Annotated in this window: 7 protein-coding genes; 5 read left to right on the forward strand and 2 right to left on the reverse strand. The window is 36.2% G+C overall.

Annotation, left to right across the window (positions count from 1 at the left end):
* Both NU09_RS02940 and NU09_RS02945 read left to right on the forward strand, forming a co-directional pair.
* On the forward strand, positions 1-2,175 hold the full coding sequence (locus NU09_RS02940) for a GH92 family glycosyl hydrolase (protein WP_129749763.1): 2,175 nt from the start codon (positions 1-3) through the stop codon (positions 2,173-2,175).
* A 9-nt stretch (positions 2,176-2,184) separates the two neighbouring features.
* Complete coding sequence (locus NU09_RS02945; RefSeq protein WP_129749764.1) at positions 2,185-3,339, forward strand: aldose epimerase family protein; 1,155 nt, start codon at positions 2,185-2,187, stop codon at positions 3,337-3,339.
* 167 nt (positions 3,340-3,506) lie between these two features.
* On the opposite strand, the gene NU09_RS02950 is transcribed toward NU09_RS02945, so the two are convergent.
* On the reverse strand, positions 3,507-5,219 hold the full coding sequence (locus tag NU09_RS02950) for a glycoside hydrolase family 43 protein (RefSeq protein ID WP_129749765.1): 1,713 nt from the start codon (positions 5,217-5,219) through the stop codon (positions 3,507-3,509).
* A gap of 36 nt (positions 5,220-5,255) precedes the next feature.
* A complete protein-coding gene (locus tag NU09_RS02955) occupies positions 5,256-7,160 on the reverse strand; it encodes a sialate O-acetylesterase (RefSeq protein WP_129749766.1) in 1,905 nt (634 codons plus the stop codon).
* Between the two features lie 197 nt (positions 7,161-7,357).
* Between NU09_RS02955 and xylA the strand changes: the two genes are divergently transcribed.
* The 3 genes from xylA (at position 7,358) to NU09_RS02970 (ending at position 11,012) form a co-directional block, all read left to right on the forward strand.
* Positions 7,358-8,680, forward strand: coding sequence for a xylose isomerase (gene xylA, locus NU09_RS02960; RefSeq protein WP_129749767.1), 1,323 nt, complete (start codon positions 7,358-7,360; stop codon positions 8,678-8,680).
* Positions 8,681-8,748: 68 nt separating this feature from the next.
* Positions 8,749-9,852 (forward strand): glycoside hydrolase family 43 protein, encoded by a 1,104-nt coding sequence (locus tag NU09_RS02965; RefSeq protein WP_129749768.1) that lies wholly within the window; start codon positions 8,749-8,751, stop codon positions 9,850-9,852.
* A 14-nt stretch (positions 9,853-9,866) separates the two neighbouring features.
* Entirely contained in the window at positions 9,867-11,012 is a 1,146-nt protein-coding gene (locus tag NU09_RS02970) for an endo-1,4-beta-xylanase (protein WP_129749769.1), read from the forward strand.
* Positions 11,013-11,112 lie beyond the last annotated feature (100 nt).

An 11,112-nucleotide genomic window follows, 5' to 3' on the forward strand; every position in this document is an offset into this window, starting at 1 on the left:
ATGAAAAAATACAAAAGTAATTTTGCATTTGCTTTTCTGGTTGCCGCCTTTTGTTTGGGAGAGGTATCGGCACAGTTAAAGACAAGTGTTGCAAAAACAAAATATACCTCTCAGGTTAATCCTTTTATCGGTACGGCCCCATTATTAGACACAAAAATTATAGGGTATACACCTCCTGCAGATATGCGTGTATGGGCAGGTCTTGTATTTCCGGGTTCTTCTGTACCTAATGCTATGGTACAATTAAGCCCTATGACGAAATATAGATCCGGGGCAGGTTATGAATATGAAGACACCTCAATTTTAGGTTTTACTCATACTAATAAAGGACATTGGAATTTATGTCATATTCCCATACTTCCTGTATCGGGTAATGCGTCAGTACCATATCAGTCTGCTTTTAGTCATGATAAGGAAAAAGGAAGTCCGGCATACTATGAAGTGTATCTGTATGACTATGATGTTTTGGTAAAACTTACTTCTACCTTACGTTGTGGTGTGCACGAGTATACTTATAAAAATAATTCAGGCAGAAAGATATTGTTTGATTTAGGTAAAGCAAACAATCATGTAGACGACTGGACTATTAAACAGGAAGGAACAAATGTAATTACGGGATATCAGCGAACCGGCGGAGAGAAAATTTACTTTTACGCTACAGTAGATGCTGATATTCTTAATACGGATGTAAAAGATATTACTAAAAGTAACGGATATGCCTTATTGTCTTTAAAAGACGGTAACACCCCGGTAACTCTAAAAATCGCTTTATCTTTTGTAAGTGTTGAAAATGCGGCTCAGAACCTAAAGAGTGAGGTAGGTAATAAAACTTTTTCACAAGTTTACCAAGAAGGTAATACAACATGGGAAAGCCTGCTGTCTAAAATTGAAGTAAAGGGCGGTACAACCCACCAAAACATGTTGTTTTACAGCATGCTTTACAGATCGTTTCTTTGGCCAGCCCTTAGAAGTGACGTAAACGGACAGTTTACGGATGAAGCAGGTAAGGTTAGAAAAGAGAATTATCGTTATTATACCCTGCCATCTTTATGGGATGATTACAGGAACAAGCTTGTACTTCTTAGTATTTGTTCTCCGGATGTAACAAACGATGTTATAAACTCTATGATTAATGAAGGAGAAATAAAAGGTTTTATGCCTACATTTTTTCATGGTGACCACGCAGCATCTTTCGTTGCAGGTTCTTATTTAAGAGGCATTAGAGATTATGATGTAAATAAGGCTTATGAATTATTGTTAAATAACGCTTATAAAGAGGGGGGAACAAGACCTTATATTTCGGAATATATTGCCAAAGGTTTTATTTCAGATCCGGATGTTAAGAATCCACATGTTGAAACAAAAGCAAAAGCGGGTGTTACAAAGACACTTGAATATGCTTATGATGACCATGCTTTATCGCTTCTTGCTAAAGAGTTGGGAGATACTGAAAATTATAAGGATTTAGAGAAACGCTCTAAAAATTATATCAATGTATTTGATAAACAAACCAGCTTTATGAGAGGAAGGCTTGACGACGGAAATTGGATTACTCCTTTTAATCCTGAATATCCTTACTATGAATATATGTATCGTGAAGCTAATGCATGGAATGTATCGTTTTATGTGCCTCATGATATGGAAGGTTTGGTTAAACTTTATGGAGGAAAAAAAGCTTTTGAGAAAAAACTTGATACTTTTTTCACGAAGCCATGGAATCCTGAATACATAGCCTGGAATATATCAGGCTTTATAGGTCAGTACTGTCACGGTAATCAGCCGGCTCACGAAGCTCCTTTTTCTTACTATTTTGTAAATAAGCCTGAAAAATCGCAAAAGATTATTGATGAAGTTTTAGCTACTATGTATGATATTGGACCCGAAGGTCTTGCTATGTGTGGTATGGACGACGCAGGCGAAATGTCATCATGGTTTGTATGGTCAGCTTTAGGTTTGTATCCTTTATCTCCGGCTGATCCTGAATATATAGTTACAGTACCGGTTTTTGATAAAGTTGAATGGACAATGCCGTCAGGTAAAAAGCTTGTAATAAGTAATCCTAACGGTAAAAGAGATTTAAAATCAATAAAAGTAAATGGTTCGGATATAAAAGGATATTTTATACCACATGATTTATTTATAAACGGTGGTACTATTGAAGTAAATACAAAATAACAGAATATAATGAATTTTAAAAGTATCATTATAATTTTAATAGCCTGTATTTTACAGGGATGTAAAGAAGAAGCCAAATCAGAAACACATTCTGTAGAAGAGGCCAAATCTTCTGTTACACAGTCTGTATATGCTATAACTTCTGAAGGAGAGGAGGTCCATAAGTATACCTTAATTAACATAAAGGGTATGCAAATGGAAGTCATTACAATGGGCGGAGCTATTATATCATTAACAGCACCGGATAAAGAAGGAAAATATGAAGATATAGTATTAGGATACACAACTCCTGATCTATATTTAAATGGTAATCCTTCATATTTCGGAGCAATTATAGGGCGTTATGGTAATCGTGTAGCTAAAGGCAAATTTACCTTAGAGGGTGTTGATTATCAGCTTCCGGTTAATGATGGAGTTAATCATTTGCACGGAGGTAAAGGATTTGATCAGAGGATTTGGAAAGCAGAGATAATTGCAGAAGATGAGCCTTCATTAAAGTTGTCGTACACATCTGTAAATGGAGAAGAAGGATATCCGGGAAATCTTAATGTATCTGTAATTTATACGCTTACTAATAACAATGCTCTTGAAATTACTTATGAAGCTGATACGGATAAAACAACCATTATAAACCTTACTCAGCACTCATACTTTAATTTATCAGGTAATTTTAAAACTATACTGGATCACAGTTTAGAAATTAAAGCTGATAAGTTTTTACCTGTTGACAGCACCCTCATCCCTACAGGTGAGTTAAGAACTGTTACAGGAAGAACACCATTTGATTTTACAGTAGCAAAAAATATTGGGAAAGATATTGATGCAGATAACGATCAGCTTGTAAAAGGTAAAGGATATGACCATTGCTGGATATTTAATGATACCATTAAACACATGAAAAAAGTTGCTGGTTTGCATCATAAAGAATCTGGCAGATACATGACAGTTTATACAGATCAACCAGCTATTCAGTTTTATAGCGGAAATTTTTTAGACGGAACTTTGGAAAGCAAAAAAGAAGGGAAATATGAGAAAAGAAGCGGTCTTTGCCTTGAAACACAACATTATCCTGACTCGCCTAATCAAAAAAAGTTCCCTTCGGTTGTATTAAGAGCGGGAGAGGTATATAAAACAAAAACAATCTATGAGTTTAGTATTAAGTAATTATAAATAGCTAAACAAATAGTCATAAATATTTTTTTGAAAGTTAGTAGTTTAAAATTAAAGCCAATTCAAATTGTGAATTGGCTTTTTTATTGAAAATGACTGATTTATTATAATTGATAATCGTAATAAGACAAAGCTTTCAAATGTATTTAATGAATTACTGATTAAGGTAAAATATCATTTGAACTCGTAGCGTATAAACCGATAAGGTTTCCTGTAAATCCTCCTGCAACATCGGTTGAAAGTATATCTCCTGATACTACTCCTCCAAGGTTATTGAATTTACTGCCATCAAAAGAGTAATTAAAACTATAGTCATCTCCTTTTGCAGTTACCTGTAGATATAATAGATTGTTTATATCTGTTTTCTGACTGGCAATAACTGTCGACTTTCCATTTTCTGTTCTCTCAAGTACGAGGTAATAATCGTTTCCTTTTTTGGTAAGCCCAAAAACATAATTGAATTTTTCATTTTGAAAACAGGTAATGCCGGCGAGATCTTTTTCTGATTTGGGTTGGTATGATAGTTTTACTTTCGCTTCAAAAGCAGCATGTTGTTGTCTATAGAAAAGGGTAGAAGTGGGACTAGTTGCTTTAATGTTTGTTTGGAAAGGAATGATTTTTAAACCTTTCTTTCCGGTTACTATAAACTTTTCTCTTGGTCCTCTTATGCCAATCCAGCGATAATCTAACTCATTAGAGATAAAGCTTTCTGTAAAGCTAAAATTCCCGTTGGGTAAAAAGCCGTTTTTCCCGGTTTTATTTTCAACACCATTTGGTAATTTTAATAAAGGTTTTAATGGAATGAGACCATTCTCAAAAACAGGAAATTCTCCACTCCAGTCTACGGGAAGTATAAATGTTTCACGTCCTGTGTTTACACGTTGTTTTTCGTTAGGGCGAACGGCAAGAAATACTCCGTAATAATTTCCGTCAGGTGTTTCCACAAGATCAGCATGTCCTGCCCAATCTACTTTATTTGCCCTGTCTTTTGCAAAATAGCGTTGGGTAAGTATAGGGTTATTTTTAGCAGGAATATAAGGGCCAGTAGGTTTATCGCTTACAAAAATTACTTCACTGTGCCAGTCGCCCGTCCCTCCTTCAGCACACATAAGATAATATTTGTTATTCTTTTTGTAGATATGAGGCCCTTCAATCCAAATTGGTTTTTGTGTAATATCTGTTCCTCCGTTTACAATAATCTTATCAGAATTAGGAACAACCTGATCTTTTTGCAAATCATATTCCCATATTTTTATAACCCTGTGTCCCTGATATAGTTCTGTTCCCTTATCCGGAGAATCATTATGCACCAAGTAAGCTTTACCGTTATCATCAAAAAATAATGACGGATCTATTCCTTCAAAATTAAGCTTAAAGGGATCGCTCCAGCTTTTAGCAGGATCTTTTGTTTTTACGACTATATTACCCATACCACCTGCAATCTCCGTAGTAATCATATAAAAAGTATCGTTATAAGGATTGTATTTAATATCGGGCGCATATACCCCGCCGGATATTCGTGAGTCTTCTACCTTAAGCTGAGATTCCCTGTCCAGTACATGTCCTATTTGTTTCCAGTTTACCAAATCGGTAGAATGAAAAATAGGAACTCCGGGAAACATGGCAAACGAAGAATTTACCAGATAGTAATCATTTCCTTTACGCGTAATGCTTGGATCCGGATAACAGCCCTGTAGTATGGGAGTATAAAACTCATCAGCCTTTAAAGGGTTTTTATCGTAAATATCATCTTTTCCCTGATAAGAGAATTCTGAAAACACAGGGCCTTCTTTGCTATTTAACTGAGGTTTTTGAGCCGAAGACTGATAAAATGATATAATAATTAATAGTACTGTTATTATTGTTTTTTTCATAGAAAAAAGGATTGGTTTTATTAAAAGAATAGGAAATTAATTGTCTGTCCTAAAAGGAACCGCAGGTAAATCTTCCTTATTAATTAAGTTAGGATTTACAGGATTGTCTGCCCAGGCATATCGTATGTACAATGGTTTTTCAATATTTTCATTCCATAGTATTACTGTGTTTCCATCTATTTTGGTTCTTGCCCAAACAAAATTCTTGTCTGTCCCGGCAATGGCAAATTCAGAGGGTGCCTCACCATCAGTTGTTGAAAGACCACTCCCTATATTGTTAAAGCTTACTATTATTTTATTTCCCTGAATTTCTGATGATTTGTAAGAAGGACCGGAACTTATTATAGATTCATTATAAGCCGTTTTTTTTGCAGCCAGTGCCAAGCGTTCACCTACCTCTTTTTTTCTGTCGGGATGTATGTCATTCCATTCACCTAAATCTATTGCCACTGCCATCGCTGTCTTTTGAATAGATAAAGATTTGGTCTGTTCTTCCCTAAACAATGCCCATTGACTTTCTGATGGGAGGTAGTTATAATCCATAAATCCGGGAAGCTGTACATATAAAAAAGGTAATTGTTTATTCCATTTAGTACGCCAGTCGGTTATAAGTGCAGCCTGAAGCTTTGAATACCCGAGTGCATTTCCGGTATTACTTTCTCCCTGATACCATACAAAACCTTTAATAGTGTAATTTGTTAAAGGTGATATCATTGCATTATAAAGTGCGGCAGGCTGATAATGTAGAGTTATTTTGTTATAGTTTTTATTAGACGGTGTATTTACTTTTCCGACTTTATATTGCCAGTATCCGGCAAGGTCAATAGTATCTTTTCCAGCAACAACATAATATGGTTTATCTGGTACAAAACCACCTTTGCCAAAATTATTGGTAACCTGTACAACAAAAAGATTTTTACCGGGTTTTAATACGTCATCAGCAACAGGATAGCGACGCTGAGGATACATATATGTTGTATTGCCAATTCGCTTACCGTTAATATATAGCACATCGGCATCTACTATGCGGCCTAAAAATACCATTGCCTCTTTCTTTGTCATAGCTTCAGGAATGTCAATTTCCCGTCTGTACCATACTGTACCGTCTAACCCTTTTATTCCCTGATCTTCCCAATAGCCTGGTATGGCTATATTTCTCCATCCTTTGGGTTTATAAGCAGTATCAAACCATTTTTCTTCCAGGCCCTTATCCTCAGGTAAAGAGGTTTCAGGTTGTGGTAATGTATTTTGTCTGCTTATGTATAAAGTATCTTTGTTCTTATTAATAGTTTCAAGTACATTAGGAAATTCCTTAAACCCTTTTTCGCTAATCCAGGCTTCAATGGGTGTGCCCCCCCAACTGGAATTTATAATTCCTATCGGGACTTTGTATTTCTCATATAATTCTTTAGCAAAAAAATAGGCAACAGCCGAAAATTCATTTATATCAGGATTTATAGCTTTTTTCCATGAGCTTTTAGATAGCTTTGTTTGAGGTTCAGAGAGATTTACAGTATTAGGTACAAAAAACTGCCTTATTTCATTATAGGATGCATTTGCTATTTCTTCGGCATACAACACATTATGTAACCGCATTTGATGTACCATGTTAGACTGACCTGCACAAAGCCATACCTCACCAACCATAATATCATTAAGTGTAATCTTATTACTGCCTTCAATTCCCATACTGTATGGTCCGCCAGCCTTACTGGGAGACAGGGTAATTTTCCATACGCCGTCTTTTGCAGTAGTAGTTTTATATTTTTTATTTTTAAACCTAATTGTCACTTTTTCGTTGGGAGCTGCCCAACCCCAAATATTTATAGGTTCTTCTCTTTGCAAAACCATACCGCTGCTTACTATCTCAGGTAATTTTACCTGTGCTTTTATGGTAATCGAAAGTATAAGAGTAAAAAATAAAATCAGGGCTTTTCTCATGTCTTCAGTCGGTTAAAAATTTTAAAAAGCATTATTTGTAAAGTTATTTTTTTTAATCAGTTTGTCTTGTAATATCAATAAAAGATACAGAAAACGTTTTCGTAAATTTTCATCTTTACTTCTAAGGCTTTAGGAATAGTACACTTACTTTTGAGAATAAGTACTTACCTTAAAGAAGGTTACAATCCACTAAAAATATGAACACTACAAAACAGGTTTATTTTAAAACTGTAGATAAAATACAGTTTGAAGGAAAGGATAGCGATAATCCGCTTGCTTTTAAATGGTATGATGAAAACCGAATAGTTGCCGGCAAATCACTTAAGGAACATTTTAAATTTGCAATGGCCTACTGGCACACCCTGTGTAATACAGGTGATGATCCCTTTGGTCCGGGTACAGTAAGAAATCCGTGGAATTCAAACGAAGATGCCATAGCCCGTGCAAAAGATAAAATGGATGCAGGTTTTGAGTTTATGGAAAAACTTGGCCTGCCTTATTATTGTTTTCATGATGTAGATCTTGTTGATGAAGCTCCCACGCTTGCAGAGTTTGAGCAGCGTGTACAGGCAATGGTAGCTTATGCAAAGGAAAAACAAAAAGAAACAGGAATAAAGCTGCTTTGGGGAACAAGTAACCTTTTCAGTAATCCGCGTTATATGAATGGGGCTTCAACAAATCCTGACTTTGACGTGGTAGCTTATGCAGGAGGACAGGCTAAAATTGCTATAGATGCAACCATTGCTTTAAATGGTGAGGGATATGTGTTTTGGGGCGGCCGTGAAGGTTATATGAGTCTTCTAAATACCGATATGAAACGTGAGCAGGAACATCTGGCAATGTTTCTTGCCATGTGTAGGGATTATGCACGAAATGAAGGTTTTAAAGGTTCTTTCTTTATAGAACCCAAACCTATGGAGCCTATGAAGCATCAGTATGATTTTGACGCGGCTACCTGTATAGGATTTCTTAACAAATTTGGGTTGCACGACGATTTTAAATTAAATATAGAGGTAAACCATGCTACACTGGCCGGACATACCTTTGAACACGAACTTCAGGTTGCAGCAAATGCAGGTATGCTAGGGAGTATTGATGCTAACAGGGGAGATTATCAAAACGGTTGGGACACAGACCAGTTTCCTATAGATATTTATGAGATAACCCAGGCGATGCTGGTATTTTTACAAAATGGAGGAGTAAAAGGTGGCGGAATAAATTTTGATGCAAAGGTTCGCCGTAACTCAATAGATTATGAAGATAAGTTTATCGCTCATATAAGCGGTATGGATACTTTTGCAAGAGGACTTATTTGTGCAGACCATATACTTAATAATACAAGATACAGCGAATTAAAATCCACACGATATATGTCATTTGACAGTGGTAATGGCGCTGCGTTTGAAAATGGTAAACTTACCCTTAAAAACCTTAGTGACATAGCTCGTGAAAATGGCAATCCTACGCCAAGGAGTGGCAAGCAGGAATTATTTGAGCAGATAATAGCAAACGCATATTAAACTTTTAAACCACTTTAAATACTTTATTTAAAGTGGTTTCTTTTTACCAATTAAAACCAAGACCTATAATGAACAGAAAAATTTACACATTAAGATCATACACGGCAATGATATCGGCAGCTTCACTAATAGCCTTTATTTCCTGTAAAGGGGAAAAGGAGAAAGAAGCCAACGTTGAGGAAACAAAAGAGACAACAGAAAAAGGGTTTTTAACTCAGCCTTTAGTTTCTCATATTTATACAGCAGACCCCTCTGCACATGTGTTTGATGGAAGGATATATATTTATCCTTCTCATGATATTGATGCCGGTATCCCTGAAAATGATAATGGTGACCATTTTGATATGAGAGATTATCATATTTTATCAATGGATAGTATAGGTGGAGAGGTTACCGATCATGGTGTTGCTCTTGATATTAAAGATATTCCCTGGGCCGGACGTCAGTTATGGGCTCCCGATGCGGCATATAAAAACGGAACATATTACCTGTATTTTCCTGTAAAGGATAAAGATGATGTGTTTAGAATTGGAGTAGCAACCAGTAAATCCCCGCAAGGCCCTTTTACACCCGAAAAAGAACCTATAAAAGGAAGTTTTAGTATAGATCCTGCTGTGTTTACCGATGACGACGGAACGTCTTATATGTATTTTGGGGGTATTTGGGGAGGTCAGTTGCAACAGTGGGCTTCAGGGAAGTTTGATGCAAACGGTTCAAAAACCGATTTAGAAGATCCAAACGTTCCTGCGCTGAGTTGTAAAGTTGCTAAACTTTCTGATGATATGCTACAGTTTGACGGACCTGTACAGGATGTTATTATAAGTGACAGTAATGGGAAGCCACTTCTTACTTCAGATCATGACAGAAGATTTTTTGAAGGCTCATGGATGCACAAATACAATAATAAATATTATTTTACATATTCCACAGGAGATACCCATTATCTGGATTATGCAACATCAGACAAGCCTACGGGGCCGTTTGTTTACGGAGGTCATTTTATGAACCCTGTACAAGGGTGGACAACACACCATTCAATTGTTGAGATTAACGGAAAATGGTACATCTTCTATCATGATACTCAACTGTCAGGAAAAACTCATCTCCGCAATGTAAAGGTGACGGAACTGACTCATAATCCTGATGGTAGTTTAGGGTTAATTAATCCGTAACAAAATCATAGTTAATGACGTACACAAGTAAAACCATAAGAAAAATTATATTAGTCACTGTTGTAGGTATAAGCTCATTTTCCTGTAAGCATAGTGTTGAATATAATGACAAAGGTGAAACCTTTAAGGATGCTTTTAAAGATAAATTCTACATAGGGGTAGCAATAAACCGTAGACAGGCTATGCAAAAAAATGAAAAGGAAGCTACTCTTATAAAGCAACAGTTTAACAGTATCAGCCCGGAGAACGATCTTAAATGGGAAAACATTCATCCTGCGCCGGGAATTTACAACTTTAATCCTGCGGACAAGTATGTAAAAACAGGAATGGAATCGGACATGTTCATTATAGGGCATACTTTAGTTTGGCACTCGCAAACCCCCGACTGGGTATTTACCGATGAACATGAAAATCTACTCACCCGAGAGCAGCTACTTGAACGGATGAAAAGTCATATAGATGCAGTAGTTACCCGATATAAAGGGAAGATAAAAGGATGGGATGTTATTAATGAAGCCCTTAATGAAGATGGCTCTTTAAGAGATTCTAAGTGGAGAAATATAATAGGGGATGACTATATAGAAAAGGCTTTTGAATTTGCCCATGCTGCAGATCCTGAAGCTGAACTGTATTACAACGACTATAATTTATATAAGGCTGAAAAACGAAGTGGTGCGATTAAGATAGTTAACAGCTTAAAGGATAAAGGAATACCAATAAAAGCAGTCGGGGAGCAGGGCCATTATAATTTAGACAGAGCCTCTTTAAAGGATATTGAGGCTACGATACAGGATTTTATAAAAGCCGGAGTAATTGTAAATTTTACTGAACTGGATATCTCTGTATTACCTGAAGCAAATGCAGATGCTACAGCAGATGTGGCTAATTCTGAAACATATAAAGAGGAACTTAACCCATATACTGACGGATTACCTGCAGAAGTAGAAAACCGTTTGGCACAACGTTATGGAAGCATATTTCAACTATTCGTAAAATATGAAAAACATATTGACAGGGTTACTTTTTGGGGCCTTTCTGATGCTGATTCCTGGTTAAATAACTGGCCAGTTAGAGGGAGAACCAACTATCCTTTACCTTTTAACAGGGACTATACCGTTAAAAAAGAGGTAACAAAAGCAATATTGGATGCTGCAAAATAAATAGTCTTCGTTAGTAAATAGCAAAGCCTGTAGTGAGTTCAATCCTACAGGCTTTTTAATTACGCTAACTAACTTTTAACCAGTAAAAGTTGTTACCGTA

The organism is Flavobacterium beibuense (assembly GCF_004151245.1).
GTDB lineage: Bacteria > Bacteroidota > Bacteroidia > Flavobacteriales > Flavobacteriaceae > Flavobacterium > Flavobacterium beibuense_A.

Coding starts and splice junctions, on each gene's coding strand:
- NU09_RS02940 (WP_129749763.1), top strand. CDS start 1: ATGAAAAAATACAAAAGTAATTTTGCATTTGCTTTTCTGGTTGCCGCC.
- NU09_RS02945 (WP_129749764.1), top strand. CDS start 2,185: ATGAATTTTAAAAGTATCATTATAATTTTAATAGCCTGTATTTTACAG.
- NU09_RS02950 (WP_129749765.1), bottom strand. CDS start 5,219: ATGAAAAAAACAATAATAACAGTACTATTAATTATTATATCATTTTAT.
- NU09_RS02955 (WP_129749766.1), bottom strand. CDS start 7,160: ATGAGAAAAGCCCTGATTTTATTTTTTACTCTTATACTTTCGATTACC.
- xylA (WP_129749767.1), top strand. CDS start 7,358: ATGAACACTACAAAACAGGTTTATTTTAAAACTGTAGATAAAATACAG.
- NU09_RS02965 (WP_129749768.1), top strand. CDS start 8,749: ATGAACAGAAAAATTTACACATTAAGATCATACACGGCAATGATATCG.
- NU09_RS02970 (WP_129749769.1), top strand. CDS start 9,867: ATGACGTACACAAGTAAAACCATAAGAAAAATTATATTAGTCACTGTT.